Below are 26,826 nucleotides of genomic sequence, written 5' to 3' on the forward strand. Positions count from 1 at the left end.
CCCGTATATGCCCGGCCGCCGTGGCCGATGCCCTGGGACAGGGCGTCCACCAGGGCGGTTGGGTCCGTGACGGTGAGCGTCCCGTGGATTTCTGCCCGAACGATGCGCAGGCCCTTGTGGGGGCCGGGACTCGTGAAGGGCGGGCCCGGATGTACAACCAAATGGGGCTTCCGATGGTCATCTCCTGGTCCAACTGATCATTGTGGAAAGGAAGCTCCTCTCTGTGAGACCCCATTACCGGTTGAGCGGTGTCGGTGCGGTGGGGGCCGTCTGCGGTCTCGCGGGCGTGCTGCTCGGCGGCGCGGCGACCCCGGCTGTCGCTGACGTGAGTTGTGCCTCTCCGGCCTGGAAGGCGCAGTTCTACGCCAACACCAGCTTCAGTGGCACCCCCAAGTCGACCGCCTGTGACACTGCCATCAGCGAGAACTACGGGACCGGTGACCCCGCGGGAGTCACCCTGCCCCGGGACAACTTCGCCGTGCGCTGGAGCGTCACCCGCGACTTCGGCTCGGGTGGTCCGTTCACGTTCTCGGCCGCGACCCAGGACGGCATCCGCGTCTACCTCGACGGCGTCCGCAAGATCGACGTGTGGCGTAACGTCTCCAGCACCCAGAGCAAGACCCTCAATCTCACCGTCCCCGCCGGGAAGCACACCCTGCGCGTCGACTTCGTTGCCTGGACCGGGTCCGCGAACGTCAAGTTCTCGTACACCCCCCGGAGTACGGCCGCGGTCGACAAGGTGCGGCCGCTGGCCCCCACCGCGGTGACGGGCAAGCTGGACAACGCCACCGCCAAGGCCGTGGTGTCCTGGGCGCCCAACAAGGAGATGGACCTCGCCGGTTACCGCCTGTACCGGCGGGAATCGGGCAAGACCACGTGGGCCTACGTCGGCATGACCGCCGGCACCTCGCTCACCAACCTGCCCACCACCGCCGGCCTCACCTACTACTACGAGGTCCGGGCGTACGACAAGGCCGGCAACGTTTCGGCGGGCAGCGCGGACGTACCGGTCACCGTCCTCGCCATGACCCCGCCGGCCGGGCTGACCGGCCAGGGCCTGGACACCGGCAACAAACTGACCTGGAAAGCGGTGCCGGGGGCGGTGAAGTACTCCGTCGAGTGGCGTGACACCGACGGCGGCATCCGGTTCCTCGCCGCGACCACCACCACCGGTTACACCGACACCGCGGCACCCAGGTCCGAGAGGCGGTCGTACCTGGTGCGGTCCATCGACGGGGCCGGCCGGTACTCCGGTTACGCCGGTACGGAGGCCTCGCGCCCCGTCGCCGCGCCGCACGAGGTCACCGCGCGGGCCGACGCCAATCGGGCGGCACTGACCTGGAAGGTCAACTCGGCTACGGGCGGGGCCTATTACGGCTACCACGTCTACCGCTCCACGTCCCTGCCGGTGGACACCACCGGCGAGCCGGTGCGGTGCGACGTACGGTTGACCGCTCTCGTCGACGGCCAGAAGCAGTACAGCTGCACCGACACGACCACGGCCGCGGAGACCACGTACCACTACGTGGTGAAGGGCTACGACAACGGCAGTCGTGAGTCGGTCGCCTCCGGCACGGCGTCCGTCACCACGCTCGTCTCCGACCGGGACCTCACCCCGCCGGCCGCCGTCAGTGTGATCGCCGCCGAGGCGACCGAGTACGGCATCACGCTGGACTGGAAGGCGAACACCGAGTCCGACCTCGCGCGGTACGTGGTCTACGTCGGGACGGTACTGCGCGACGACGAGGACGGCGGCGACGGCGAGGCCGTGTGCAGCGGCTCGGAGTACGCCTACCTCAACACGTCCACCACGCACTACCTGTACCCGGCGAAGCCCGACGGTGAAGAGCGCTGCTTCTGGGTCGACGCCGTCGACACCAGCGGCAACTCCAACTACCGATGGACCAGGGCGGCCGACGCCAGGATCGTCACCGCGCTGGACCTGACGCCGACCGTCCCCACTCCCCCGGGTTCGCCCCTGTACCTGAACGCCCGTGCGGGTGAGCCGAGTCCGGGGCAGCAGAGGCCGGTGGAGCTGTCCTGGAACGCGGTCGAGGGGGCGACGGGGTACCGCGTGTACCGCTGGGACCGGGCTGCGGGCCGGTACGAGCAGCTGACCGTCGCCGACCCGATCGCGCTCACTTCGTACACGGACACAACAGCGGCCTCCGGGACGACCCACTACTACTGGGTGACGGCCGTCCTGGCCGACGGCACGGAGACGGCGCCGGGCGCGGACTGGGTTCCGATGCCGCCGACGGCGGGCTGACTGGCTGACTGGCTGTCCGAGGTGTGACGGGGGTGGGGGCCGATACGGGCTCCCGCCCCACCGGCTTCCGCGAGACGGTGGGCGCCGCCGCCGCGAGCGGCAGCCCGAAGGGCTCATCGGCGCGACCGATGAGCCCTTCGGCGTACGGTACGGGGCGCGAGTCCGCGTAACTCGTGACCCGTGAGCCGTGACGAAGTCGCCCCGCCCCTCGTCTGCGGCGATCGCCTGGACGCGGGCCGCTGCTGGCGTGCCGTGGACAAGCCGCTGCCGCCAACAGGTTCTGGGTTTCGGCCTGCGAGCTCGGGCTGCGTTCTGCGAAGTGAGCGGGGAGGGGATCACAGAAATCTTGCCTCATCCCTCATTCCTCATCCCTCGCCCCTCATCTAGGTCAGAATCTGGCCTTTATGACCTCTAACGTCGTCCTTGCCCGGTAGAACACAACCACGGAAGGCACCGGCAATGAGCGAGAACGTGACTGTCAACGAACTGGCCACCCAGGGCCCGGCCGACGCGCCGGCGGCCACCGGCGAGCGCGCCGACCTGCTGGAGGCGCTGGCCAAGCATCGGCACTTCCTGCGTTTCACCACCCGCGACCTCACCGACGAGCAGGCCGGGCGCCGTACCACCGCCAGCGAGCTCTGTTTGGCCGGCTTGATCAAGCATGTGGCCGGGGTCGAGCGGGCCTGGGTGCGGTTCATCCTGGACGGCCCGTCGGCGATGGGCGACTTCACCGCCATGACCAAGGACGACGAAGCCCGACGGGCCGACGAGTTCCGGTTGCTGGACGGCGAGACGCTGGCCGGCGTGCTCGACGACTACGCCGAGGTGGCCCGCCGAACCGACGAACTGGTCGTCACCCTGCCCGACCTGGACGCCGCCCAACCGCTGCCGAAGGCGCCCTGGTTCGAACCGGGCGCGCAGTGGTCGGCCCGCCGGGTGCTGCTGCACATCGTCGGCGAAACCGCCCAGCACGCGGGCCACGCCGACATCATCCGCGAGTCCCTGGACAGCGCGAAGACCATGGGTTAGTCAGGCGGCCGGCGGACTCCGCGTACGCCTGATTGATCGTTTCGGAATGAGTTCGGTGGGGGCTTCGCCGGGGGCCGGGTACGTTCCCCGGGACGCCTTACGAAGGAGACCAACCGTGTCGGAGTACCTCACCGTTCTGACCACGACCGACTCCGCCGAGAAGGCCCAGACCCTGGCCGCCGGCGCGGTGGAGGCCAGGGTGGCGGCCTGCGCGCAGGTCGACGGGCCGATCGCCAGCGTGTACCGCTGGGAGGGCACCGTACGAACCGACCAGGAATGGCGGGTGCTGTACAAGACGACCACCGACCGTTACCCGGCCCTGGAGGCGCACATCAAGGCCGTCCACGACTACGACACCCCGGAAATCATCGCCACCCCGATCACCCACGGGAGCGACGCCTACCTGTCGTGGGTGAGCGCGGAGACCACCACGGGGTGAGCCGGGCGGCGGGGGCGACCCCACCCTTCGGCCGAGTGCGGGTACGACCTGGCCGCGAACGGCGACTTCCTGCTGAAGCTCACCACCGGGTAGCCACACACCCGCGCGTGCGGGGAGCAGTTCGACCCCGAGGAGTCCTCGGGGATCGACCGGGGTCCATCCCCACATGCGTCAGGAGCGGTGTACGTGTCGTAGCAGACTATGGGCCATGACTGGTTTCCGGTTGATTCATCGTGTTCCGTACTACTCGCAGTGGGAATCCGCTGCTCTGGTGGCGGAGTTCGTCTCCGGCGTCAGGGGGGCGGCCGAGGACCCGCTGTGGCTCAAGTCCGGGGCTGACTCCGCGGAGGATTATGCCTTCTGGGCGCCGCGCATGTGTGGGATGGCTTGCCTGCGCATGGCCTTGGACCACTGGGGGCACGAGGTGCCGCCCTCGGTTCCGTTGGTGCGGGAAGCGGTGGAAGCGGGGGCATACGTGCGGACCGAGGAGCAGGTCAAGGGGCTGATCTACGCTCCCTTCGCCGGCTGGGTCGCGCGGCGCTGGGGCCTGTACGCTGAGGTACGGCCCGAGTTGGTGGTGGGCGACGTCGGGTCGGAGATCGCCCGGGGGCGTGTGGTGCTGCTCTCCGTTCACAAGTCCATCCGGACCCTTGATCCGGTACCGCCCCAGCGCGGCGGGCACCTGGTCCTGGCCGTGGGCACCGACCCCGACGGGGTCTTCCTGCACAACCCCTCCGGGCTGCCGGGGCGGTCCCAGGAGTTCCACCACGTCCTCTGGGCGGACCTCGACCGGTTCTTCGCCGGCCGCGGAGTTGTTCTGGGGCCTCACGCGTAAGGAGTCACTCTCCGGTCATCCACCGAGGCGACCGCTGGGCTTAGGCGTGTTTCGGCTGTCAAGCGGCGGGGGTTGCGGTGATTCGGGTGGCGATCTCTTGGGCGCTTTTCGGGTGTTCCCTGAACCAGTTGGTCAGGTGTTCTCGTACGGATTCCTCGATGCGGTTCCGGACTTCTGGGTTGCTCAGCTGCCGGCGTGTGGCGCCGACGAATTCGGGGTGGTCGAGTTTTACGGACACGACTGCCGTAAGGCCTTTGCCGATGCGGTCGGTGTGGGGGTCGGGGTCCGTGGGTGCGAGTAGGCCCTGTTCACGGGCGAATGCGGTGACCGCGGTTGCCAGTGCGTCGCGGAAGCCGTCCACGTGTGTGCCGCCCTGAGGGGTTGGTCGGCCGTTGGCGTAACTGCGTAGCCGCTGCTCGTGAGCGTCGCTCCACAGCAGGGCCACCTCCATCGTCCCCGCGATGCGCGGGTCGTACCGCTCGAATCCGATGAGGTCCGGAGGGAGGGGCGACCCGGTCTCGGCGTGGAGGGCGGCTACGAAGTCCCGTACTCCGTGGGGGAAGCGGAAGCTCACCGCCCTCGGGCCGGTCGCCGGGCGTTCGTCAGTCAGCGAGATCGCGAGGCTCCGGTTAAGGAAGGCAATCTGCCGGAAGCGTTCCGCGAGGAGAGCGAACGAGCAGCTCGTCGTCTCGAAGATCTTTGGGTCGGGCCAGAACTCGATGACCGTACCGTGCCCGTTCGGCCGCTCTACGGGGGTGGGCGGGGCGGCCGGGACGCCGCGTGCGTACTCCTGGACTGTGCGGCGGGCGCCCGTGCCCTGCGTTTCGGCCGTCAGCCGGCTCGACAGGGCGTTGGCGACCAAGAGGCCCGCGGTGAAGTGGATCACGGCCTCGTTGTTCCAGGCTGGGGGGTGGGGCCCGGTCGGCATGCGCGTCAGCAGCGCGTCGAGATTGGGGCGGTCAGCGTCCCTGGTGGCCTCGAAGGGGGCAACCGGCCCGTCGTCGGCGACCCGCACACAGCCGTCGGGCGTGAGCGTGACGTCGACGCGGCCTCCGCCCCCGGACAGCACCTGGTTCACCGCCCGGCCGACGACCTCGAACACCAAGCCGTGCAGGCCGCGTGCGCCGGTCGAGCCGATCCACATCCCGGGGCGCTTCCTGATGCCTTCAGGTCCCCGCAACTCCTCGGTTCGGGCGGTGTCGTGTTCTCTGCTCTCTCCACTCACGAAGAGCCCTTCGTCGCGTCCGGCAAACCCTCACCAGCTTAGGGTGAATCTGCGGAAGCAGCAGGTCAGAGGTGTTTTGGCGGAGCCGTGGACGGGCGGGTGAGTACGTTTCCGGGCTTGGGCCGCCCCAGATGCCGCGTACCTCGGCCTGAGTGTGTCAATGGGGCCGCCGAGGGCGTGTGGGACACCGTTCTGGGTGGCTCTCGGGCCCCGAAAACAGTTACTGGGCGCCTCATCGGGGGAGGTTGGATCGCGGCGGGGCTTGTCGGGGGTCCTCCCGTGGAACGAGCCGAAGTCCGAGAGGAGTTCGCTGACGCGTTCCAAGGCGTGGTCGGTGCGGGGATCGTCGTGGCGGGCGAGGGCGTGGACGATCTCTAGGCGCAGAAGCTGGTTGTCCTCGTCCAGCAGGGCGAAGGCGGCGTCGGCCACTTCGGTTGTGCGATCGGTGGAGGCGCCGAGGGGGTGAGCGGCACCGCGCCGAACGTCGGCGGGGGTCCGGAGGGGGCTGGGTCGACTACGTACGTCCCGGGTTCCATGAGGGCGGAGAGCGTCTCGTGTCCGTAGCTGTGGTGGGCGTGGACGGGTAGCGCGACCTGGGAGACGGGAGCGGTCAGCACGGTGTCGCACCCCGCACACGCGAACACGTCGACCATCGTTCCTTCTCCCTGCCCCGCCGGGCAGACGGATCATCGCGAACCGGCGGGCTGGGGCCAAGTGGTTTTGTCCATTGCGGGCTGCGTCCGGTTGCGTGCTGACCTTGGGCGGAAGTGATCCGTCCCGGCAGGATCTCTGGCTGTCGGTGCTGTCTGCTGTGATGGGGAGTACGTACGGCAACGGCGACGCGGGGTGTGGGGGCGGGGTAGTGGGTACGTGGGGCGCGGGCAACTTCGACAGCGACACCGCGGCGGATCATCTTGGGGCGCTGGCCGACAGGTTGGTGTCCGAGGTGACGGAGGCCATGGCGGGTGATCCGGTGGAGCTCGAACCGGACGAGTACTGGGGGACGTCCGTTCCCTGCAACCTGGAGCTGCTGCTCCTTCTGGTGCGCCAGGGATGGGTCGGGGTGACGCTGCCCTCGCCGGAGGTGATCAGGGACTGGCGGGAGGTGTTTCTGGGGGTGTGGGAGCGGACGATCGACGACTTGGGGCCGGATGCGGCGTACAAGGACGAACGCCGGGTGGTGCTGCGCGAGACGTTCGAGCGGCTGGCGGAGGCGGCGGAGGGGGGTGCTTCCCTCTGAATCGCGTGGGGTTGCGGGGACCTTCCGGCTGTCCGGGTGCCTGGTCGTCGGGGTGGCGGGCGGGCAAGCTCGGTGGACGTTCATGGCGCTCCCCCGCGCCACGCGCTATCCGTGCCCGGCCAGCTGCGGTGGTCAAGGGCGCCAGGCAACTGCGTTGCTTGATCCTGTAGCTGGCGCCGGGCCGACAACGGCGGTGGGGTGGCAGTGCTGCCGCGGCCCTCGGGCGGGTTCGACCGGGCTCCGGTCAATGGCGGCGGCTTCGTGGAGTCTCGCCGCGAACGCTTGATGCGACCGTCGGCCCATCCCTGCGGGCGCGGGAGCAGGCAGGGGGGTAGCTACGGCGCCCGGGGTGCCGCGTTGGGTGATTGATGGGGGCTTGGCCCGTTGCGGGAGGGGTCTCTGTTTGGCTGCGGTGGTGCGGTGCAGGGTGTGGGGGTGCTTCTCGGCGCGTGGTGGCGGGGGGGGGTTTGGTTGTTGGGTTGCTTATGAGTGGTAGAGCACTCGTACGACCATTGTTTCGCCTGGTAGGGCGTCCAGGTACGTGTTGAACATTCGGGCGTGGTCCGGGCCGCCGTCCTCCAGCCAGCGGCCGTCCAGGGTGAGGAGGGTGGGGGTGAGTAGTACGGCGGCTGCGTGGCGGGCCGCGTAGGTTTCCTGGTCCTCGTTGAAGTGCAGGGCCGGGTTGGAGGTGAACCTCTCCTCCAGGGTGGGGTCGGACTCGATTGTCTGGATGAGGGGTTGTTCGTGGGAGGCGGTCGCGGTCAGTTCTCTGGGATCCTGGGTTCTGAACCGCTCGGCGAGGGCGTGGTAGGCCGTCCAGGTGTCGGCTGCTCTGCGGGACTCGGCGGTGCGGGGGGTGTCCAGGTCGAGGAGGGCGCGTGGGCCGCCGTGGCAGTGGGAGGGTGGCAGGTTCTCGGGGGAGTCGGTCCAGTCGTCGTACCGTACGAGGCGGGGGTCGTCCTCGTGGCCGGGGAGTACGTCGAAGAGGTGGTTACCCGCGGAGACGAACCAGTAGCTCCACTCCCCCACCCAGTCGGGGCGGGGGCGGTCCTCACGGTCGTACCAGAAGGGGGCCATCGCCTGTCCGATCGCCTGCCTCAGCCCGGCGTGGTCGCTCAACGGTCGGCTGTTCTTGATTCTGATCGCTCGGCCACCGCTACCAGTGCCATGGCGGAGACGCTCATCGCGAAGAAGAGGGACGCGGCGACCGTGGGGGAAGGGTGCCACAGCTCTGCCCGGTCCAGGAACAAATAGGCGGTGACGCCGCTGAGGAATCCGAACTTGAAGAAGAAGATGCGGTTGCTCACCGCCCTCAGGGCGTAGTGGGCCACCAGGTAGAGCGTCGCGTAGATCCAGAGCCAACTGTCCGTGAAGGCAAGCCAGATGGTGGTGGCGAAGACCGGCAGCGTGACCAGGGGGACGAGTGCGGTACGCCACGCCAGTTCGGCGTTCACCCGGCGGGCGACGGCTGCTTTGGACTTGCCGCGTCCTGACCTCCATCTCAGGAGCGTGGGTGGGGAGAACCGTACGAGAAGGAGGCTCTCGTCCGCGTCGCGCGCGCCGTTGTACCAGGTCATCACGACCTCTCCGGCTCGCGAGTGGAACACCGCCCCGGCCGGGAGGCGGGGAAGGCCGCGTCGGACGGCCATGAGCGCGCGGACGGTTCTCACGTGTCCGAAGCCGATCAGCAGCAGGACCGCTGTCGAACCCGCCCAGAGGGCCGCGGTGATCAGGGCGGCGGCCAGAAAGTGCTTGATCATGTCCAATTGGCTCACCGTTTCTGGGGTGATCGGGTGATGGGGTGATGGGGTGATCTGGGGCTCGGGGGCCTCGGGGCCTCGGGGGCTCGGGTCATCTGGTGCTCGGAGTCAGTTGAAAAGGTCGTCCAGGAATCCTTGGTCGTCGGGGTCGTGTCCGTACCCGGGCCGTGTCCCGTGGTGGCTGCCGGGGCGGCCGTCGTCGTCGGCGTCTGTTCCTCCTACGGAGGGTGTGTCCGGCGTTCCGTGCTCCTGGCGGTGGATCCATGTCCACACCTGCTCGGCCAGTTCGCTCGCGGCGCTCGTACCCACACCTCCCAGAGCCGCGGCGCCGAACAGCCAGACCAGCATCGCCTTGGGCTCGGCCTTGCGAGGGGGCGCGGAGAACCCCTGGGCCAGTGCCAGGGGGGTCAGGCACGCGCCGCCGCCTCGCGGGTCTCCCAGGTCCTCCAGCAGGGCCAGGATGCCGTGGGTGAACGGTCTCTCCGCCAGGGCGCGGCCGAACAGGTCCGGGGGCACGGGGCGTCCCCGTTCGCCGGCTCGGCGTGCCTGCGCCACGAGTTGGGCCAGGCGGGGAGAGGTCAGGCGGGCGAGTTCGTCCTGCCACCCCGCGGGCGGTACGGGGATCTGGACGAGGGGCCACAGCGCGAAGACCGCGAGGTCGATCATCATCGACTCGGGGAGCGTGCCGTCCGGCAACCGCGTGCTCTTGTACAGGTACTGGGCGGCTCCGGCGGCCAGCAGGCGGCGCACCTGGTCGCCGGCCTTGCGCGCTTCGATCGTGGCCGCCAAGTCCTCTTGGAGCGCGTCGAGTTCTCCCGTACGGCTCGATGCCCTGCGTCGTCCGACGGGTCCCTTACCGACCGTGGCAAGGGTACGGTAATCGGCCGCCATGCGGTCTATCCAAAGGCGTAGGTCAGGCAGGGCGAGCGGCGCCTGGAGACCGTCGTAGTGGTGATGGTGGGCGATGTTCTGTGTGCCGTTCACGACCTGGTAGGCGTGCCCCCGCCCTTTCACCCGGGCCCGCAGGTAGGTGTGTTCGCCGGGTTCGGGCCCGTCGTCAGGGGCGCGTGGGCTCATGCGCCACAGTGTGGACCCAGCCCTTGATCAAGTGCAGCCGAACCGGCACAAGAACCCACCGCCTGTGCCATGTTGGGCATATCCCGCCTGCCTGGGGCGGGCCCGGGAAGAGGTACGCGATGTCGGGTCCCGCGCGGTGGACGGTGGCGGCCGTCTTGTCGGTGGTGGCGTTCGCCCTGGTGCTGGCGACGGTGCGGGCCGCGCCCTGGGGATGGTTGCCGAAGGACGACGGGGACCTGTGGGCGGTCGGTACGGCGTGCGGAGCCGTGGTCGCCGCGGCGGTGCTGTACGCGCTGACGTGGTGGAACTCCCGGGCGGCGGCTCCCCCGGTGCCGGCCGCGCCCGGACGGCACGTGACGCAGGACGCCGACGGTCGGGACGACGCCGTCATCGAACAGACCGTCGGGCGCCGGCGGCCTTCGGTGTCCGGTTCTGATACGGCCGTTGGTACGCCCCCGAGTACGCCGACCGGTACGCCTCCCGGCCCTGGAAGCGCGCCCGTCGACAGCTTCACCCAGCGCGCTCGGGGGCGGGGGCGGTCCAGGATCCGGCAGACCGGCGGTGACGATCACTCCTGATGCGTCCGGGTGTGGGGAGGGGGGCGGGGGGCCGGGGGGCCAGGGGCCGGGGGTAGGAAGAACTCGCGGAACCGGCGGGTGCGGGAGACGCGTGATGTCCTACGGTGCTTATGACGGCTTCTGGCGGCTTCGCGAAGGGGGATTCCGGTGGGGGACGGGACGGCGCTCGAGGAGCGGATCGCCGAGCGGCGGGCCGGGGTGGGTGATCCCCGCGCGCTGGTCGGGGAGTTGAGGCGCGCGCTGGTGCTGGTGCCGTACGACCGGGGCGGGTTGTGGACGGCGCGGTTCGGCGGGGTGCGCTGGGTCTGCGGGTTCACGGACGAGGCCGCGTTGGCGCGGTTCGCGCGGGCGCGGGACGCGGAGGACGGCCGGGAGGCGGCGCGTGGGCCGGACCCTGCGAACCGGCGAGAGGGCGACGGCGAGGCGGCCCGTGGGCCGGACCCCGCGAACAGCCAGGAGGCCGGGCCGGTCTGGGAGTTCGCCGCGTTGCGTGGGGCTCGGCTGCTGGACGAGATCGTCCCGGCGATGGGTGAGCCGGCCGGGGTGGCGGTCAACATCGGTGACGTGGACGGGGCGATGCTGTTCCCGCCGGTGGTGGGGATCGTGCCCGAGGCCGTCGCCGTGGATGCCGGTGAAGCGCGCGACGGGGAGCGTGGGTGATGGGCGGCGCCGAGGACCTGAAGGTCGACAAGGAGAGCGTCCAGCGCATCACCAACGGCCTGCGGGCCGCGGTGAGCGAGCTGCGGGACGTCGGTACGGGCACGGGGGCGGTGCTCGGCAAGGGGTTCTCGGACCTGTCGCTGACCGGCATGGAGGCCGGGCACCACGGGCTCTCGGTGGACTTCGAGGACTTCTGCGAGCGCTGGGAGTGGGGCGTACGGGCCCTGGTCCAGGACGCCAACACCATCGCGGCGAAGCTGGGGCTGGCGGCGGGGCTGATCTGGGAGGAGGACCAGTACGTCGAGGGCACGTTCAAGATCGCGGTGAACTCCGCCGTCGGCAATCCGCACGCCTCCGAGGACGACGTCGTCAAGCAGGACTGGGGCGACGTGTTCACCCCCGACTACCTGAGCCCGGACTACAGCGCGGAGTCGTTCGAGAAGGCGGCGGACGAGGCCGGGCAGACCTGGAAGGACACCGGCCGGGCGCTGGTGACCGAGGGGCAGGGCGGCCGGCAGGCGAGCGCCCTCAACGACCTGATCGGCGTCGACCAGGGCGACTTCGACCGTGCGGTGGACGACACGTTCGGGCCGTCTCCGGAGGAGCGGGCCCGGCAGCAACAACAGGGCGACGGGGGCAACTGAGTCGTGGGTATCGGTGACTTCATCAGTGACATCACGCCCGATGTGGTGGAGGACGCGGTCGAGGACGGTGTCGAGTGGGCGGGCAACCGGGTCGAGGACGCGGGGAACTGGACCGCGGACCGGTTGGACGACGCCGGCTGGGAGTCGGGTGCCGACTGGGTGCGGGAGAAGTCCCGGTCGGTGGCGAACCGGATGGGCGCCGAGGTCGACGAGCTGGACCTCGGGCAGACCGAGGACAAGACGAAGCTGATCTACGGTTCGCCCTCGGAGTTGCGGGCGACCGCCTCCCATCTCAAGGACTTCCAGAACGCGTTCGACAACGTGGGCAAGGGACTGGGCGGTCTGGATTCGGCGTCGCTGAAGGGGCAGGCGGCGGACGCGTTCCGGGCGACGGTGGCGATCGAGCCGCCGAAGTGGTTCAGGGGCGCGGACGCGTTCGAGAAGGCCGGGGCCGCGTTGGAGGCGTTCGCCGGGACCGTGGAGTGGGCGCAGGGGCAGGCGCAGAGCGCGATCGACAAGTGGAAGGCCGGGACGAAGGCCTCACAGGAGGCGCGGGACGCGTACAACGGGAAGGTCGACGCCTACAACAAGGCGGCTGACGCGTACAACGCGAAGCCGGCCGATCAGCGCGACCCGGCCGCCCTGCCGCCGAAGCCGGGGGAGTTCAGCGATCCGGGTACGGCGCGGATGAAGGAGGCGCAGGAGCTGCTGGCCGAGGCGCGGCGCCAGCGCAACACGGCGGCTGAGACGGCGCGTGCCGCTGTGCGGGCGGCCCGTGACACGGCGCCGCCGAAGCCCTCGTACGCCCAGCAGGCGACGGACGGGCTGAACGAACTGAACGTCATGCAGACCCACTTCGGTGGTGGCATCGTCAAGGGCACGGCCGGGCTGCTGACCTTCGCCCGGAGTATCAACCCGACCGATCCGTACAACATCACGCATCCCGCCGAGTACGCCCTGAGCCTGAACAACACCGTCGCCGGGCTCGTCCAGGTCGCCAACGACCCCTGGGGCGCGGGCAAGCAGATGGTCACCGACTTCATGAAGGACCCCGCCGAAGGCCTCGGCCGGCTCGTACCCGACCTCGTGATGACCGCCGCCACCGGCGGTGCGGGCGCGGGCGTCAAGGGGGCGCGGGTCGCGAAGGAGGCCGCCGATCTCGCCGCGGACGCCAACCGGGCGCGCAAGCTCCTCGACGACGCCCCCGAGGGCACCCACAACCGGCCCGACGGGGAACGCACCACCACCGGCACCGACCCCGTCGACCTCGCCTCCGGCCGCATGTACCTCCCGCAGACGGACGTGGTCCTGCCGGGCATCCTGCCCCTGGTCTTCACGCGCCGCGTCGAGTCCGGTTACCGGGCGGGCCGCTTCTTCGGGCCCTCCTGGTCCTCGACTGCCGACGAGCGCCTGGAGATCGACGCCACTGGGGTCGTCCACGTCACCGACGACGGCCTCCTCATCACCTACCCCCACCCCGTTCCGGGCCTGCCCACGAACCCGGAGTCCGGCACCCACCGCACCACCCTGGCCCGCGACGAGAGCGGTGACTACACCCTCACCGACCCCGACACCCGCCTGATCCGCCACTTCACCGCACCACCCGGTACCGAACCCGGCGGGGACGGCGACGCCTGGCTCGCCCAGGTCACCGACCGCAACCACCACACCATCACCGTCGACCGCACCGACGACGGCACCCCCCAGGCCCTCGTCCACTCCGCCGGCCACCACCTGGCACTGACCGTGACCGACGGCCGCATCACTACCCTCACCCTGGCCGGAGCGGACGGGGAGCCGCCGCGCCCCCTGATGGCGTACGGCTACACGGACGGCAACCTGACCACCGTCACCAAGCCCTCCGGCGCCACCCTCACCTTCACCTACGACCACCACCGCCGCGTCACCGCCTGGATCGACTCCAACAACCGCCGCTACGACTACGCCTACGACGACCAGGACCGGTGCGTCGCCGAAGGCGGCGAGGCCGGACACGTCCAACTCACCCTCACCTACACCGATCCGGACCCCGACACCGGACACCGCGTCACCACCCTCACCACCGCCGCCGGCCACACCACCCACCACCTCGTCGGTCCCGGCAACCACATCCTCGCCACCACCGACCCCCTCGGCCACACCACCCGCCACACCTACGACACCCGCGGCAACCCCCTCACCCACACCGACCCCCTCGGCCGCACCACCCACCTCACCTACGACAACAACAACAGACTCACCACCATCACCCGCCCCGACGGCAGCGAAGTACGCGCCGTCCGGGACACGTTGGGCCGGCTGACCGAGTTCACCGGCCCGGACGGCACACACCGGCAGCAGGAGTTCGACGACCGCGGCAACCGGGTGGCCGTGACCGACCCCGCCGGACACACCACACGTTTCGCGTACGACGCACACGGCCGGCTGGTCGCGGTCACCGACGCGCTCGGGGCCGTCACCACCGTGCGGTCCGACCCGGCCGGGCTGCCGCTGGAGGTCACCGATCCGCTGGGCGGCACCACCCGCTACGACCGCGACACCTTCGGCCGCCCCGTGCGCGTCACGGACCCGCTGGGAGCGGTGACGCTCCTGGAGTGGACCGCCGACGGCCAACTCGCCCGCCGTACCGGCCCGGACGGCGGCACCGAGTCATGGACGTACGACGGCGAGGGGAACCGCACCAGCCACACCGACCCCCTGGGCCAGGTCACCTCCTTCACCTACACCCATTTCGACCTGCCGGCGGCACGCACCGGCCCGGACGGCGCCCACTACGCGTTCGCCCACGACGCGGAACTGCGCCTGACCCAGGTCACCAATCCCCAGGGCCTGACCTGGTCCTACGCCTACGACGCGGCCGGCCGGCTCATCTCCGAGACGGACTTCGACGGCCGCGTCCGCACCTACTCGCGCGACCCGGCGGGACAGATCACGGTCCGTACGAACGCCCTCGGCGAGGCCATCACCCTGGAACGGGATCCGCTCGGCCGCGTGACCGCCAAGGACGTCGCGGGCGAGGTGACCACGTACGCGTACGACAGCGGCGGGCGCATGATCCGGGCCAGCGGGCCGGACAGCGAACTGATCTACCAGTACGACCGCCGCGGCCAGATCAAGACGGAACTCGCCGACGGGCGCACCACCACCTACGCCTACGACGCCCTCGGCCGCCGCGCCCGGCGCACCACACCCAGCGGCCGCGTCACCACGTACGGGTACGACGCGGCGGGCCGCCCCACCCACCTGACCGCCGCCGGCCACCGCGTCTCCTTCGTCCACGACAGGGCCGGCCGGGAGACCGAGCGGATCTTCGGTGACACCCTGACCCTGGCGTCCGGCCACGACGCGGCGGGCCGCCTCAGCACGCAGCGCCTCGCGGCCGGCGGCCGGGTCCTCAACGACCGCGTCTACACCTACCGCGCCGACGGTCACGTCACCTCCCTGGACGACACCCTGCGCGGTTTCCAGCGCTTCGACCTCGACGCGGCCGGCCGGGTCACGGAGGTCACGGCGGCCGACTGGACGGAGTCGTACGCCTACGACGTGGCGGGCAACCAGACCTCCGCCACCTGGCCCGAGGGCCGCTCGGACGGCGGGGCGAGCGGCGCCCGTGTCCACGCCGGCACCCGGATGCTGCGCGCGGGCGCCAACAGCTACACGTACGACGGGGCGGGGCGCCTGGTGGCGCGTACCAAGACGCGTCTGTCGAGGAAGGCGGACACCTGGCGTTACTCCTACAACGCCGACGACCAGCTCACCGCGGTCACGACTCCCGACGGCACGCGCTGGCGCTACCGGTACGACCCGCTGGGCCGCCGCGTCTCGAAGGAGCGGATGGCCGCAGACGGTACGGGGGGCGGCGGTACGGGCGCCGATGGCACGGGGATCGACGGTACGGGCGTCGCGGAACGGATCACGTTCACCTGGGACGGCACCGTCCTGGCGGAACAGACCACCAGCCACCCGGAGCGGCTGCCCCATCCCGTCACGCTGACCTGGGACCACCGCGGCCTCACCCCGCTCGCCCAGACCGAACGCCTCACCGACGAGACCACCCAGCGCGAGATCGACAGCCGCTTCTTCGCCATCGCCACCGACCTGATCGGCACCCCGACCGAACTCGTCGGCGAGTCCGGCGACATCGCGTGGCGGACGCGCACCACGCTGTGGGGCAACACCACCTGGAACGCGGACGCCACCACGTACACCCCGCTCCGCTTCCCCGGGCAGTACTACGACCCCGAGACCGGTCTCCACTACAACCACCACCGCTACTACGACCCGCGGACGGCCCGCTACACGACACCTGATCCGCTGGGGCTCGCGCCCGCCCCGAATCCGGCCGTCTACGTGCACAATCCGCTCACCTGGGCCGATCCCCTCGGGCTCACGCCGTACCCGCCCAAGGGCGAGCACTCCAATCCGTTCGGCCACCGGACCGACGCCGAGAGAGCCGCGTTCGAAGCGGCGGGGGTGCCGTACGGCGAGACACCGATCGCCGAGTGGACGGTGACCGGCGACAAGAGCCTGAAACACGTGCCGGGATACACGTATTCGAGCGAGGCGACCCACTGGGGGAACTTCCGCCAGTTCGAGACGGACCAGGGATCCCGGGTGATCGTGGAGCACACGCACGATCCGGCGGGTCAGCACTTCCACGCGGGGAAGCCCAAGATCGACGATTCCCGGGAGCTGGTCAACTTCGGCTGGGACAACGGCCGGGTGCAACGCGGGGACGGCTCTTTCGGGTATCCGGAGGACATGGAAAGATACGGCAAGATCAACAAACCGGGCGGGGACCACCACTTCTTCTACGTGGAGAAATGACGGAGCGCCGGCCCGGTGGTCCGGCCGGCCGGGAGAGGAATCACATGGAAGCGGACTCGGGTACGGGGCCTCCGGCCTGGCACCGGACCCTCGAAGCGTGCGGTCTGGTGGTCCTCGGGCGGGACGCCTCCCCCTCCGCGCCCGACGTCCTGACCGCCATCCGCGCCGTGACGGGGGTGGAGGTCACCCCGTCGGTGACGGTCCCGGAGTCGCGCGCCGACGCGGCGGCGGACCTGGACCGCCGATGGCTGGCCACGGCCTCCGCACTGCCCCTGGCGTCGGGCGAGGGGGAGTTCCTCGTCGTACCGCCGGGGCGGGGCGGCAGCGCGGTGGGCTGGGTCCGCGTCCACGATCCCGTCGGAACGGGACTGCCGTCCCGGGTGGCCGGCGCCACGGGTTCGCCGGAGTTCCTGGCGCTGTCGGCGGACGGCCGGCACCTTTGTGCGGTCACGTCCGAGGAGGACGAGTACTGGATCGTCACGCGCGCCCTTCCCTGAAGCGCTCCGCCCACGCTCAGGAGCGTTCACACCGCCAGGAGTTCGCCGATCCGGCACCGGCCCGGAGATGGATCGGGCAGGTGTGGCTCAGGGGGTTACGGGGGTCGGTGTATGTGGCTACTATCGGCCACAAGTCGCCGAACTTTGGCGATTTTTCCTCATAGAGGCGCTGAGCGGTGAGGGGAGCATCCCTAAAGTGACCGGATTGGGTAGGTTCGGGGGCAGGCGGGGCCGAGGCGTGGTCGTCGGGGACCGGCCGTCGGACGCCGCCGCCACCGCCGCCTCCGCGACAACCACCCACAGCGCGGAGCCGGTTACGGCGCGGGGCGGGTTTCGCCGACTGCCTCTGCGTACCGTTCTGGTCATCCTTGTCGTGGTGCCGAGCCTCGCGCTCGCGCCCCTGTGGGGACTGACCACGTATCAGCTCGCCACCCGCTGGCAGTCGGAGAAGAGCGAGAGCGACCTCACCGCCTCGCTGAGCCGGCCCTCGTCGGTTCTCTTCCGGTCCCTGGAGGAGGAGCGGCGGCTCACCGCGGAGGCGCGGTCCGATCCCGGCGCCTCCACCCGCGACAAGCTGGCCGCCGCGCGGGCCGTGACCGACCGGGCCGTGACCGGCTTCCGGCCGGTGGCGGCCGAGAGCACCTCGCACGGGCAGCAGGGACTCAGCGCCGCCCTCGCCGCCACCCTGGGCGACCTCGACCGCCTCCCCGCCCAGCGCAAGGCGGTCGACTCCGGGTCCGCCGGCGACACGGCGTCGTACGACTTCTACAGCGGTACGGTCGACTCGCTGATCACCGTCTTCACCGCCCTCGGCCGCAGCAGCAACGCCGCCGCGGCCCTGCTGGCGCACACGATGGTCGACCTCTACAGCGCCATCGACATGATCGGACGCGAGGACGCCCTCCTCGGCCGCGACTGGCGGACCGGGCACCTGAAGGTCGACGAGTACGACGCGTTCGTCGACGCCGTCGGCGCGCAGGACTACCTGCTCCAGCGCGTGGCCCTCAGCCTCACCGGCGCCGAACGCGACACGTACAAGAAGCTGACGGCCGCCAAGTCCTGGGCGGTCCAGCACGACCTGGAAGAACAGATCGTCGTCGCCGGTCCCCACCACTCGCAGGGCGAGCTGGTGCTCGGCAAGATCCACAACCAGTGGCGCGGCTCGGTGGACGCCAACTACCCGCGGCTGCTCGACCTGGCCCTCGTACGGTCCACGCACCTCAACAAGGTCTCCGCCGACAGCGTCAACGAGCTCCAGCGGACCCTGGTCATCATCAGCGCCGTCGGCCTGCTCGCCGTGATCCTGGTCATCCTCACCAGCTGGCGCCTCACCGTCACCCTGCGCCGGCGCATCCACGCGCTGCGCGAGGACGCCGTCGGACTCCAACAGCGCCTGCCCGACGTGGTGTCCCGGCTGGAGCGCGGCGAGAACGTCGACGTGGACCGCGAGGTCCGGCTCGTCGAACCCACCCCCGACGAACTCGGCGAGCTGGGGCGGGCCCTGAACGCGGCCAGCCGCAGCGCCGTCGCCACCGCCGTTCGCCAGGCCGAACAGCACCGCGGCTTCGAGCGCCTGCTCCAGCGGATCGCCCGCCGCACCCAGATACTCATCGGCCTCCAACTGCGCAAGCTGGACGAGCTGGAGCGCACCCACGACGACCCGGACGTGCTGAACGGCCTGTTCGACCTGGACCACCTCACCGCCCGGCTGCGGCGCTACGAGGAGAACCTGGTCATCCTCGGCGGCGGCCAGCCGCAGCGCCGCTGGCACAAGCCGGTCCAACTGCTCGACGTGCTGCGCGCCGCGCAGGGTGAGGTGCAGGACTACCGCCGGATCGCGATCGACGTCGAGAACGAGCCCTGGGTGCACCAGCGGGCGGTGGGCGCGCTCGTGCACATCCTGGCGGAGCTCATGGAGAACGCGGCCGCCTTCTCCAAGCCGCCGACGCCGGTCGAGGTGCGGGCCGCGGTGGTCGGCCGGGGCATCGCGATCGAGATCGAGGACCGCGGGCTGGGGATGGATCCCGAGCAGTACGCGGCCGCCAACGCGCTGATGGAGGCGCCGCCGCAGCTCGACGTGATGACGCAGGCCGACGACGTACGGCTCGGCCTGTACGTGGTCGCGCGGCTGTCGGCGGGTCTGGGCCTGCGGGTGGAGCTGCGGCCGTCCGCCTTCGGCGGCACGCGGGTGATCGTGCTGCTGCCGGAGCAGGTGGTGGTGGAGCCGGCGGGTGCGGGTGTGGGTGCCGGGGCGGGTACGGGTACGGAGCCTCGGTCGGGCGTGCTTCCCTCGGAGGGGATGCCGCTCCGGGGTGGGGGTGGGTCGGCTGTCGGAAGCTCTGTCGCGGGCGGAGGCTCGGTCGCGGGCGGGGCGGGTGCCGGGTTCGGGCCTGCTGTCGGGAGCGGTTTCGGGGCCGAGGCCGGGGCCGGGTTCGGGGCCGAGGTCGGGGCCGAGGTCGGGGCCGGGGCCGGGGCGGGGGCCGGGTTCGGGCCTGCTGTCGGGGGCGGGTCGAGGCCGCAGCCGTACGACGGGAGTGTCGCGGGCGGGCCGACGTCGCAGCCGTACGACGGGAGTCACGACGGGAGTACCGGGGCGCGGGCGCCGTACGACGGAGGTGTCGGGGCGGCGCAAGTGCCGCCCGACGACGGGCAGTTGCCCTTCCGCTCCCGGGGACGCGCGATGGCGAACGTCACCGCCTCCGCCTTCCGGCCGCCGGACGGCGACGTACCGACGCCTCCGCCGGCCGAGGCGAAACCGCTGCCCCAGCGGGTCCGCCAGGCCAGCTTGGCGCCCGAGCTGCGGCTCCCGGCGGAACCGAAGAAGCCGGACGAGCCCGACCTGTGGACGGCCCCCGACCGGTCCGGCCGGTCCGGGGCGACGATCGGCGCGTTCCAGAGGCAGTCCCGGCTGGCCCGGATGACCCCGGGCGGCGACCACCCGGACAGCGGCGGTACGGCGGGGGGCTCCGGCGGCGACGGTCGTGGTGACGCCCAGGGCAACGTCCAGGGGGACGCCCCCGGTGACACCTACGAGCCCTTCGGTGAGCGTGTCCGTGACAGCCGCGGTTACCCCCCTGTTTACGCCCCCGGTTACGGCAACGATCACACCAACGGCTACAACTACGGCTACGGCAACGGCGATGCCAGTGGCGGCGCCGGCAGTGGCGATGGCGGCGGCGATGGCAATGGTGTCGGCAACGGCTACGGTGACGGGCTCACCGCGCCCGACTGGCCCGGCTCTCCTAGGACGGATGATCGAGAATGACGCAGCGAACGACGGCCACCGACTTGGACCTGGACTGGCTCCTGGACGGCCTGGTCGATCAGGTCACGGGCACCCGGTACGCCATCCTGCTGTCCGACGACGGCCTCGCGATCAGTCGCTCGCGGACCATCGACCGGTCGGACGCCGAGCGGCTCGCCGCGATCGCCACCGGCCAGCAGAGCCTTGCCCGCGGCGCCGGGCAGCTCTTCGGCGGCGGACCGGTGCACCAGGTCATCGTCGAGATGGCCGGCCTCTGGCTGTTCGTGATATCCGCCGGCCACGGCACCCACCTGGCGGTGATCGCCTCCCAGGATGTCGACGCCGAGCTGATGAGCGTCGCGATGCACACCCTGGTCCAGCAGGTCGGCCAGCGGCTGGGCACCGACGCGCGCACCCCGGCGTCCGACGACGCCGGGCGGGCCGGATGAGGCACTGGGCCGAGGGGTTCGACGACGATGACGACGACGAGCAACTGGTCCGTCCGTACACGATCACCAGCGGCCGCACCGCCCCGGAGCGGGCGGACCTGACACTGATCACGCTGTTGACGACCGTGCCCGACATCACCCCCCGGGGGGCGCTCGCGGCGCGGCGGATGCAGCCGGAGCACCGCACGATCCTCGCGATGTGCCGGGAGCCCAAGGCGGTGGTGGAAGTCGCCGCCGAACTGGGCCTCCCGGTGTCGCTGACCAAGATCCTCATCGGCGATCTGGTCGACTCCGGGCAGATGTGGGCCCGTGCGCCGCGGCCGTTCACCCGGCCGGGCGGCCTTCCCGACATGACAATCCTTGAGGCGGTGAGAGATGGACTACGCCAGCTCTGAGCACGCGGCGGGGCGTACGGACGCCGCTCCCCTGGCGGTGAAGATCCTCGTCGCCGGCGGGTTCGGCGTCGGCAAGACGACCCTGGTCGGCGCGGTGAGCGAGGTCGCCCCGCTGCACACCGAGGAGTACCTGACCCTGGCCAGCGTGGGCGTGGACGACCTGGAGGGTCTGAACAGCAAGTTCACCACCACCGTCGCCCTCGACTTCGGGCGGATCACCATCAGCGACGACCTCGTGGTCTTCCTGTTCGGCACCCCCGGGCAGGAGCGCTTCTGGTTCATGTGGAACGACCTGGTCAACGGGGCGATGGGGGCCGTGGTCCTGGTCGACACCCGGCGGCTGGACGTCAGCTTCGCCTCGATCGACTTCTTCGAGAGCCGCGGCATCCCGTTCGTCGTCGGCGTCAACTGCTTCCACGGGGTACGGGACCGGAGCGCGGAGGAGATCCGCGCGGCGCTCGCCCTGGACCCCCAGGTCCCGCTGCTGCTCTGCGACGCCCGCGACCGCGGGGCGGGGCGCGACGTACTGCTGGCGCTCGTGGACCACCTGATGGCCAGTCAGTCGACGTCGTCCGTCTAGGAGTTGGGGGCCATGAGTACGAGCACATGGGCGGGCGTACGGGACCGGGTGCTCGGGCTCGCCGAACGCCCCGGCGCGGACCAGGTGTTCGGGGCGCGGGGGCACGGCTTCCGCCTCGGTCCGGTCATGGACGAGGTACAACTCCGGTCGCTGGAGGCGGACCTGGGCGTGGGGCTGCCCGCGTCGTACCGCGCCTTCCTGCTCCACGTCGGGGGAGGCGGCGCCGGCCCCGACTACGGCCTGATGACGCCGACCCCGGGCGACGGCGGGTGGCAGTGGCGCGGCACCGGGCTCGGCTTCTCCGCCGCGCCGACCACCGCCGAGTTCGCCGGACGGCCCTTCGTGGCGGAGGCACTGGCGGGTGAGCTCGCCGCACTGGAGGCGCGGGAGCCCGGGGAGGACGCCTACGCGTCGGAGGAGGAGTTCCGGCGCGCGTACGCGGCCTGGGACGCGCGCTACGAGGAGCTGTACGACGCGCAGGAGGCGGGCGCGGTGTTCCTCAGCGAGCAGGGATGCGGCTACTCGTCACTGATGGTGATGACGGGGCCGCACCGAGGTGCCATCTGGGAGGACCTGCGGCCGATGGACCGGGGGATCGTGCCGACCGGGCACAACTTCGGTGACTGGTACCGGAGTTGGCTGGAGCGTACCGAGCGGGATCTCGCGGGGGTTCGGCCGACCGCGACGTAGCGCAGCCCGGCGCCACGCGCGGGTGAAGGAGAATGGGTCCCATGACTGACCGACCCTTGACGCTCATGGCCGTGCACGCCCACCCCGACGACGAAGCCACCGGAACCGGAGGGGTCCTCGCGCGATACGCGGCGGAAGGCATCCGTACGGTACTCGTCACCTGTACCGACGGCGGTTGCGGCGACGGACCCGGGGGTGTCAAACCGGGCGATCCCGGGCACGATCCGGCGGCCGTCGCCGCGATGCGCCGGGACGAACTCGCCGCGAGCTGTGACGTCCTGAAGATCAGCGATCTGGAGATGCTGGACTACGCCGACTCCGGGATGATGGGCTGGGCCACCAACGACGCTCCCGGGGCGTTCTGGCGGACCCCCGTGGAGGTGGGCGCCGCCCGGCTGGCGGAGCTGATGCGGCTCTACCGGCCGGATGTGGTCGTCACGTACGACGAGAACGGCTTCTACGGGCACCCCGACCACATCCAGGCCCACCGCATCACGATGGCGGCGCTGGAGATGATCGAGGCGGAGCCCACCCCGCTCACCCCCAAGGTGTACTGGACGACCATGCCCCGGTCGGCGATGCGGCGGTTCGGCGAGACGCTCCGCGAGTTCGGCGAGGAGATGCCGGAGCCGGATCCCGACGAGGCCAGCCCGGCGTTCGAGATCGGCCTTCCCGACGACGAGATCACCACGTGGGTGGACGCGACCGCGTTCAGTGACCAGAAGTTCGACGCGCTGGCGGCGCATGCCAGTCAGGGCGAGAACATCTTCTTCCTCAAGATGGGGAGAGAGCGGTTCGGCGGCCTGATGGGCATGGAGACGTTCGTACGGGTCAAGGACACGACGGGCGCGGCGCTGCCCGAGAACGATCTCTTCGCCGGGCTGCGCTGACCTGCTTGTTCGGGGGAGTCCCGGGGGGTCCGAGCGGGTCCCGGCGGGGGGCGGCCGGGGGGCGGCCCGCGTCGGGACTTTCGCCGACGGCGCTGACGCGGGTCGGTCAGCCGCAGCAGGTGCAGGCGGAGGCGGCGCGGGGGGTGTCCGCCTCGCCGGCCGGGGGCGTGACGACCGTACGGAGGTCGGCGGGGGCGGACGCGGGCCCCGTACCGAAGTCGGCGGAGGACGGCGCGCAGCAGCCCTTCCCCCGCCACGCGTCACGCCCCTCCTTCACCGCCACGACCGCGATGGCGAGGGCCGCGACCGGGTCGGCCCAGGACCAGCCGAGGGCGGCGTTCAGCACCAGGCCGGTCAGCAGGACGCCCGAGAGGTACGTGCAGAGCAGCGTCTGCCGGGAGTCGGCGACGGCCGAGGCGGAGCCGAGTTCGCGGCCGGCCGCGCGCTGGGCCGCGGAGAGGAACGGCATCACCGCCAGGGACAGCGCGGCGATCGCGATGCCGGGGAGCGAGCGGTCGGCCTCGCCGGTGCCGGTCAGAGTCCGTACGGCGTCGACGCCGACGTAGGCGGCCAGGGCGAAGAAGGACAGGGCGATGATCCGCAGGGTGGTCGCCTCGCGGGCTTCCCGTACGGCGTGCTCGCGGGCGGAGAACTGCCAGGCGACCGCCGCCGCCGAGGAGACCTCGATGACGGAGTCCAGGCCGAAGCCGATCAGCGCGGTGGACGAGGCCATCGTCCCGGCGGTGATCGCGACGACCGCCTCGATCGCGTTGTAGGTGATCGTCGCGGCGACCAACAGCCGTATGCGCCGGGTCAGGACATCGCGGCGGGCCGTCCCCGGCCCGAGGGACACGGTGGCCATCAGCAGCACTCCCCCGTGGCCGCGTCCGCGCAGGTCCGGTCCGACTCGACGGCCACCACCGCGGCGAGCAGGTGCTCCAGGGCCTGGCCGAGGCGGGGGTCGGCCAGCTCGTAGCGGGTGCGGCGCCCGTCGGGCACGGTGACGACGAGGCCGCAGTCGCGCAGGCAGGCCAGGTGGTTGGAGAGCCGGGTCCGGGAGACGCCGAGGGTGTCGGCGAGGTCGGAGGGGTAGGCCGGCGCCTCGCGCAGGACGAGAAGGATGCGGCAGCGGATCGGGTCGGCGAGGGCGCGGCCGAACCGCGCCAGCACCTCGATGTCAGGGGCAAGAGTCAGCACCCGTATGACAGTACAGCAGATCCTGAATTCACAGAAGCATGGATCGTTCACCCCGGCCGGACCCCGGCCGGACACCTTGCTTGGGTACGGTGCGCCGGAGTCCCGCGACGGCTGTTGCCCGAGGACGCGGGACGCGGTCGTGAGCCGCTGCGAAGGAGTGGGCGATGGACGGAGTCAGGAACCCGGGCGCGGGCGGGGAGTTGAAGCGGCGCCTGGGGCTGTCCGACGCGGTACTGATCGGTCTCGGGTCGATGATCGGGGCCGGTGTCTTCGCCGCGCTCGCGCCGGCCGCCCGCGCCGCCGGGTCGGGTCTGCTGCCCGGGCTGGCCCTCGCCGCCGTCGTCGCCTACTGCAACGCCACGTCCTCGGCCCGGCTGGCCGCCCGCCACCCGGCCTCCGGCGGCACCTACGTCTACGGCCGCGAACGCCTCGGGCCCTTCTGGGGTTACGTCGCCGGCTGGGCGTTCGTCGTCGGCAAGACCGCCTCCTGCGCTGCCATGGCCCTGACCGTGGGCACGTACGCCTGGCCCGGCCGGGCCCACGAGGTCGCGGTGGCCGCCGTGGTGGCGCTGACGGCGCTCAGCTACACCGGCGTGCGGAAGAGCGCGCGGCTGACGCGCGTCGTCGTCGCGGTGGTGCTGGCGGTGCTCGCCGCAGTGGTCGTGGCCTGCCTGACCGGCGGGACCGCCCAGGCCGCCCGCCTGGACATCGGTACGGACGCCACGGCGGGCGGCGTCCTCCAGGCGGCCGGGCTGCTGTTCTTCGCGTTCGCCGGCTACGCCCGGATCGCCACGCTCGGCGAGGAGGTCCGCGACCCGGCCCGTACCATCCCCCGCGCGATCCCCCTCGCCCTGGGCATCACCCTCGTCGTCTACGCCTGCGTGGCGGTCGCGGTCCTCGCGGTGCTCGGGCCCGACCGGCTCGCGCACGCCACCGAACCGCTCACGGAGGCCGTACGGGCGGCCGGCGCGCCCGCCCTCGCCCCCGTCGTACGCGTCGGCGCCGCCGTCGCGGCCCTCGGCTCCCTGCTCGCGCTGATCCTCGGCGTGTCCCGTACCACGCTCGCCATGGCCCGCGACGGGCACCTGCCCCGCACCCTGGCCGCCGTCCATCCGCGCTTCGGCGTACCGCACCACGCCGAGATCGCCGTCGGCGCGGTCGTCGCCGTCGCCGCGGCCACCGCCGACCTGCGCGGCGCGATCGGCTTCTCCTCCTTCGGCGTCCTGGCCTACTACGCGATCGCCAACGCCGCCGCGCGCACGCTCTCCCCGTCCGAGGGCCGCCCGCCACGGGCGGTCCCCGTCGTCGGCCTGGCCGGCTGCGCGGCCCTCGCCCTCGCCCTGCCGCTGGACTCCGTCCTCGCAGGGGCGGCGGTGCTGGCGGTCGGGGCGGGTGTGTACGGGGTACGGAGGGCACGTACGGCCGACTGACGCTGACCAACCATCCGGACTTCGCCCACGAAAGCGGCCCGCCCACGGTCCGGCCGTGGTCCGCCCGCCGCCCGCTCGCGATCCGGCCGGTCGGCGACTCGCGCGTCCCTGTCAGTACCCGGCGATAGCCTCGCGCCGACCGAGCGTCCGCAAGCACAGCACCCGGCCGAACAGGACAACCCATCTATGCCCCTTCCCTCCAACCCCCTCAATCCCCCCAATCCCGCTGACGCCCACGGCACGCGCCTCACCGAGCGCGCCATCGCCTCCGTCGAGGCGGACCCGCACCGGCTGGTCCTGGACCACAACAAGTGGGCGGGGCCGTGGATCGGCGCGGTGGCGGAGCCGGTGCCCGGCGACACACTGGCCGCGATGGTGTTCCCGAGCGGACGCCCGTTGCCGCCCAGCCTGCGCCGGTGGCTGGCGTTCGACGCCGGTCTCCTGCGCAGGTACGGCTGGTTCGACGCGGGCCTGCGTTTCACCCCGCGTACCCTCGGACGGCTCGCGCGCGACGAGTTCGGCGACGGGTGGGGTGCGGGGTTCGACACGCTGTCGGCCCGCTTCGACGAGTGCTTCCTGCTCCCCGGGGGGTCCGATTCCCGGCGGGTCCTGGCCACGGGCGAGGCCGACGAGTACGGCGAGTACCCGGTCTTCGCCCTGGACGTGGACGACCTGCCGTGCGTCGAGTTGATGTACCCGGGCCTGGACGTCCACCTCGCGGACACGGCCGGCGTCATCTCCCGCCGGGAGGGCGGCTACTCGTCACTGGCCGAGGACGCGACGTACGGCCCCCGCATGCGCACCCACGCCCGCAACGCCTTCGCCGGCGAACTGCACCAAATCTGCCTCCCGGAGTAGCCGCGGGGCGCGG

Annotated in this window: 24 protein-coding genes and 1 pseudogene; 18 read left to right on the forward strand and 7 right to left on the reverse strand. The window is 71.4% G+C overall.

Annotated elements, in window-relative coordinates:
- Nucleotides 1-17 precede the first annotated feature (17 nt).
- A pseudogene (locus HA039_RS34010) lies at nt 18-161 on the reverse strand (type I-E CRISPR-associated protein Cas6/Cse3/CasE); the annotation flags it as partial.
- Nucleotides 162-223: 62 nt separating this feature from the next.
- Between HA039_RS34010 and HA039_RS15850 the strand changes: the two are divergent.
- The 4 genes from HA039_RS15850 to HA039_RS15865 all read left to right on the forward strand — a co-directional run bounded on the left by HA039_RS15850 (nt 224) and on the right by HA039_RS15865 (nt 4,572).
- Nucleotides 224-2,269 (forward strand): PA14 domain-containing protein, encoded by a 2,046-nt coding sequence (locus HA039_RS15850; RefSeq protein ID WP_167029786.1) that lies wholly within the window; start codon nt 224-226, stop codon nt 2,267-2,269.
- A 459-nt stretch (nt 2,270-2,728) separates the two neighbouring features.
- Nucleotides 2,729-3,298 (forward strand): DinB family protein, encoded by a 570-nt coding sequence (locus HA039_RS15855; RefSeq protein WP_167029789.1) that lies wholly within the window; start codon nt 2,729-2,731, stop codon nt 3,296-3,298.
- A gap of 115 nt (nt 3,299-3,413) precedes the next feature.
- On the forward strand, nt 3,414-3,737 hold the full coding sequence (gene cutA / locus HA039_RS15860; protein WP_243869471.1) for a divalent-cation tolerance protein CutA: 324 nt from the start codon (nt 3,414-3,416) through the stop codon (nt 3,735-3,737).
- Nucleotides 3,738-3,945: 208 nt separating this feature from the next.
- Entirely contained in the window at nt 3,946-4,572 is a 627-nt protein-coding gene (locus HA039_RS15865) for a C39 family peptidase (protein WP_167029795.1), read from the forward strand.
- Between the two features lie 58 nt (nt 4,573-4,630).
- Here HA039_RS15865 and HA039_RS15870 read toward each other — a convergent pair whose 3' ends face one another.
- Entirely contained in the window at nt 4,631-5,716 is a 1,086-nt protein-coding gene (locus HA039_RS15870) for a DNA topoisomerase subunit B (RefSeq protein WP_167029798.1), read from the reverse strand.
- Between the two features lie 880 nt (nt 5,717-6,596).
- Here HA039_RS15870 and HA039_RS15875 point away from each other — a divergent pair.
- Complete coding sequence (locus HA039_RS15875) at nt 6,597-7,037, forward strand: DUF4259 domain-containing protein (protein ID WP_425086351.1); 441 nt, start codon at nt 6,597-6,599, stop codon at nt 7,035-7,037.
- A gap of 483 nt (nt 7,038-7,520) precedes the next feature.
- On the opposite strand, the gene HA039_RS15880 is transcribed toward HA039_RS15875, so the two are convergent.
- The 3 genes from HA039_RS15880 to HA039_RS15890 all read right to left on the reverse strand — a co-directional run bounded on the left by HA039_RS15880 (nt 7,521) and on the right by HA039_RS15890 (nt 9,874).
- Nucleotides 7,521-8,156, reverse strand: coding sequence for a hypothetical protein (locus tag HA039_RS15880; RefSeq protein WP_167029801.1), 636 nt, complete (start codon nt 8,154-8,156; stop codon nt 7,521-7,523).
- Nucleotides 8,153-8,797: a hypothetical protein gene (locus tag HA039_RS15885; RefSeq protein WP_167029804.1), complete on the reverse strand. Its 645-nt coding sequence runs from the start codon at nt 8,795-8,797 to the stop codon at nt 8,153-8,155. Before HA039_RS15885 ends, HA039_RS15880 begins: the two co-directional genes overlap by 4 nt.
- Nucleotides 8,798-8,905: 108 nt before the next feature.
- Nucleotides 8,906-9,874: a hypothetical protein gene (locus tag HA039_RS15890; protein ID WP_167029807.1), complete on the reverse strand. Its 969-nt coding sequence runs from the start codon at nt 9,872-9,874 to the stop codon at nt 8,906-8,908.
- A gap of 119 nt (nt 9,875-9,993) precedes the next feature.
- Between HA039_RS15890 and HA039_RS15895 the strand changes: the two genes are divergently transcribed.
- The 11 genes from HA039_RS15895 to HA039_RS15945 all read left to right on the forward strand — a co-directional run bounded on the left by HA039_RS15895 (nt 9,994) and on the right by HA039_RS15945 (nt 23,328).
- Nucleotides 9,994-10,452 (forward strand): hypothetical protein, encoded by a 459-nt coding sequence (locus HA039_RS15895; protein WP_167029810.1) that lies wholly within the window; start codon nt 9,994-9,996, stop codon nt 10,450-10,452.
- Between the two features lie 147 nt (nt 10,453-10,599).
- Nucleotides 10,600-11,112, forward strand: a complete 513-nt coding sequence (locus tag HA039_RS15900; RefSeq protein WP_167029813.1) for a hypothetical protein — start codon at nt 10,600-10,602, stop codon at nt 11,110-11,112.
- Complete coding sequence (locus HA039_RS15905; RefSeq protein WP_167029815.1) at nt 11,112-11,756, forward strand: hypothetical protein; 645 nt, start codon at nt 11,112-11,114, stop codon at nt 11,754-11,756. The genes HA039_RS15900 and HA039_RS15905 overlap by 1 nt, the downstream gene beginning before the upstream one ends.
- Nucleotides 11,757-11,759: 3 nt before the next feature.
- Nucleotides 11,760-16,583, forward strand: coding sequence for a putative T7SS-secreted protein (locus tag HA039_RS15910; protein ID WP_167029818.1), 4,824 nt, complete (start codon nt 11,760-11,762; stop codon nt 16,581-16,583).
- Between the two features lie 44 nt (nt 16,584-16,627).
- Nucleotides 16,628-17,080 (forward strand): hypothetical protein, encoded by a 453-nt coding sequence (locus HA039_RS15915; RefSeq protein ID WP_167029821.1) that lies wholly within the window; start codon nt 16,628-16,630, stop codon nt 17,078-17,080.
- A gap of 376 nt (nt 17,081-17,456) precedes the next feature.
- Nucleotides 17,457-20,345 carry a sensor histidine kinase gene (locus HA039_RS33585; protein ID WP_208298626.1) on the forward strand — a complete coding sequence of 963 codons (2,889 nt, stop codon included), beginning with the start codon at nt 17,457-17,459 and terminating at the stop codon, nt 20,343-20,345.
- Nucleotides 20,342-20,773, forward strand: coding sequence for a roadblock/LC7 domain-containing protein (locus tag HA039_RS15925; protein WP_167029824.1), 432 nt, complete (start codon nt 20,342-20,344; stop codon nt 20,771-20,773). The genes HA039_RS33585 and HA039_RS15925 overlap by 4 nt, the downstream gene beginning before the upstream one ends.
- Nucleotides 20,770-21,168, forward strand: coding sequence for a DUF742 domain-containing protein (locus tag HA039_RS15930; RefSeq protein WP_167029827.1), 399 nt, complete (start codon nt 20,770-20,772; stop codon nt 21,166-21,168). Before HA039_RS15925 ends, HA039_RS15930 begins: the two co-directional genes overlap by 4 nt.
- Nucleotides 21,149-21,748 carry a GTP-binding protein gene (locus HA039_RS15935; protein WP_167029830.1) on the forward strand — a complete coding sequence of 200 codons (600 nt, stop codon included), beginning with the start codon at nt 21,149-21,151 and terminating at the stop codon, nt 21,746-21,748. The genes HA039_RS15930 and HA039_RS15935 overlap by 20 nt, the downstream gene beginning before the upstream one ends.
- A 12-nt stretch (nt 21,749-21,760) precedes the next feature.
- Complete coding sequence (locus HA039_RS15940; protein ID WP_167029833.1) at nt 21,761-22,438, forward strand: SMI1/KNR4 family protein; 678 nt, start codon at nt 21,761-21,763, stop codon at nt 22,436-22,438.
- A gap of 41 nt (nt 22,439-22,479) precedes the next feature.
- Nucleotides 22,480-23,328, forward strand: coding sequence for a PIG-L family deacetylase (locus HA039_RS15945; RefSeq protein ID WP_167029836.1), 849 nt, complete (start codon nt 22,480-22,482; stop codon nt 23,326-23,328).
- Between the two features lie 106 nt (nt 23,329-23,434).
- Here HA039_RS15945 and HA039_RS15950 read toward each other — a convergent pair whose 3' ends face one another.
- Both HA039_RS15950 and HA039_RS15955 read right to left on the reverse strand, forming a co-directional pair.
- Nucleotides 23,435-24,190 carry a cation efflux transmembrane domain-containing protein gene (locus HA039_RS15950; RefSeq protein WP_167029839.1) on the reverse strand — a complete coding sequence of 252 codons (756 nt, stop codon included), beginning with the start codon at nt 24,188-24,190 and terminating at the stop codon, nt 23,435-23,437.
- Nucleotides 24,190-24,525, reverse strand: a complete 336-nt coding sequence (locus tag HA039_RS15955) for an ArsR/SmtB family transcription factor (protein WP_167029842.1) — start codon at nt 24,523-24,525, stop codon at nt 24,190-24,192. The genes HA039_RS15950 and HA039_RS15955 overlap by 1 nt, the downstream gene beginning before the upstream one ends.
- A 164-nt stretch (nt 24,526-24,689) precedes the next feature.
- On the opposite strand from HA039_RS15955, the gene HA039_RS15960 reads away from it, so the two are divergent.
- The gene (locus tag HA039_RS15960) at nt 24,690-25,955 is read left to right on the forward strand and encodes an APC family permease (protein WP_167029845.1); all 1,266 of its coding nucleotides are present in this window, start codon (nt 24,690-24,692) and stop codon (nt 25,953-25,955) included.
- A 186-nt stretch (nt 25,956-26,141) separates the two neighbouring features.
- Entirely contained in the window at nt 26,142-26,813 is a 672-nt protein-coding gene (locus HA039_RS15965; protein WP_167029848.1) for a hypothetical protein, read from the forward strand.
- The last annotated feature ends 13 nt before the right edge of the window (nt 26,814-26,826 follow it).

The organism is Streptomyces liangshanensis (genome assembly GCF_011694815.1).
Taxonomy (GTDB): domain Bacteria; phylum Actinomycetota; class Actinomycetes; order Streptomycetales; family Streptomycetaceae; genus Streptomyces; species Streptomyces liangshanensis.

What these genes read in the sequence shown, in the direction of transcription:
- HA039_RS15855 (WP_167029789.1), top strand. Translation starts at nt 2,729, where the DNA reads ATGAGCGAGAACGTGACTGTCAACGAACTGGCCACCCAGGGCCCGGCC.
- HA039_RS15865 (WP_167029795.1), top strand. Translation starts at nt 3,946, where the DNA reads ATGACTGGTTTCCGGTTGATTCATCGTGTTCCGTACTACTCGCAGTGG.
- HA039_RS15870 (WP_167029798.1), bottom strand. Translation starts at nt 5,716, where the DNA reads ATGTGGATCGGCTCGACCGGCGCACGCGGCCTGCACGGCTTGGTGTTC.
- HA039_RS15885 (WP_167029804.1), bottom strand. Translation starts at nt 8,797, where the DNA reads ATGATCAAGCACTTTCTGGCCGCCGCCCTGATCACCGCGGCCCTCTGG.
- HA039_RS15890 (WP_167029807.1), bottom strand. Translation starts at nt 9,874, where the DNA reads ATGAGCCCACGCGCCCCTGACGACGGGCCCGAACCCGGCGAACACACC.
- HA039_RS15895 (WP_167029810.1), top strand. Translation starts at nt 9,994, where the DNA reads ATGTCGGGTCCCGCGCGGTGGACGGTGGCGGCCGTCTTGTCGGTGGTG.
- HA039_RS15905 (WP_167029815.1), top strand. Translation starts at nt 11,112, where the DNA reads ATGGGCGGCGCCGAGGACCTGAAGGTCGACAAGGAGAGCGTCCAGCGC.
- HA039_RS15915 (WP_167029821.1), top strand. Translation starts at nt 16,628, where the DNA reads ATGGAAGCGGACTCGGGTACGGGGCCTCCGGCCTGGCACCGGACCCTC.
- HA039_RS15925 (WP_167029824.1), top strand. Translation starts at nt 20,342, where the DNA reads ATGACGCAGCGAACGACGGCCACCGACTTGGACCTGGACTGGCTCCTG.
- HA039_RS15930 (WP_167029827.1), top strand. Translation starts at nt 20,770, where the DNA reads ATGAGGCACTGGGCCGAGGGGTTCGACGACGATGACGACGACGAGCAA.
- HA039_RS15935 (WP_167029830.1), top strand. Translation starts at nt 21,149, where the DNA reads ATGGACTACGCCAGCTCTGAGCACGCGGCGGGGCGTACGGACGCCGCT.
- HA039_RS15940 (WP_167029833.1), top strand. Translation starts at nt 21,761, where the DNA reads ATGAGTACGAGCACATGGGCGGGCGTACGGGACCGGGTGCTCGGGCTC.
- HA039_RS15945 (WP_167029836.1), top strand. Translation starts at nt 22,480, where the DNA reads ATGACTGACCGACCCTTGACGCTCATGGCCGTGCACGCCCACCCCGAC.
- HA039_RS15950 (WP_167029839.1), bottom strand. Translation starts at nt 24,190, where the DNA reads ATGGCCACCGTGTCCCTCGGGCCGGGGACGGCCCGCCGCGATGTCCTG.
- HA039_RS15960 (WP_167029845.1), top strand. Translation starts at nt 24,690, where the DNA reads ATGGACGGAGTCAGGAACCCGGGCGCGGGCGGGGAGTTGAAGCGGCGC.
- HA039_RS15965 (WP_167029848.1), top strand. Translation starts at nt 26,142, where the DNA reads ATGCCCCTTCCCTCCAACCCCCTCAATCCCCCCAATCCCGCTGACGCC.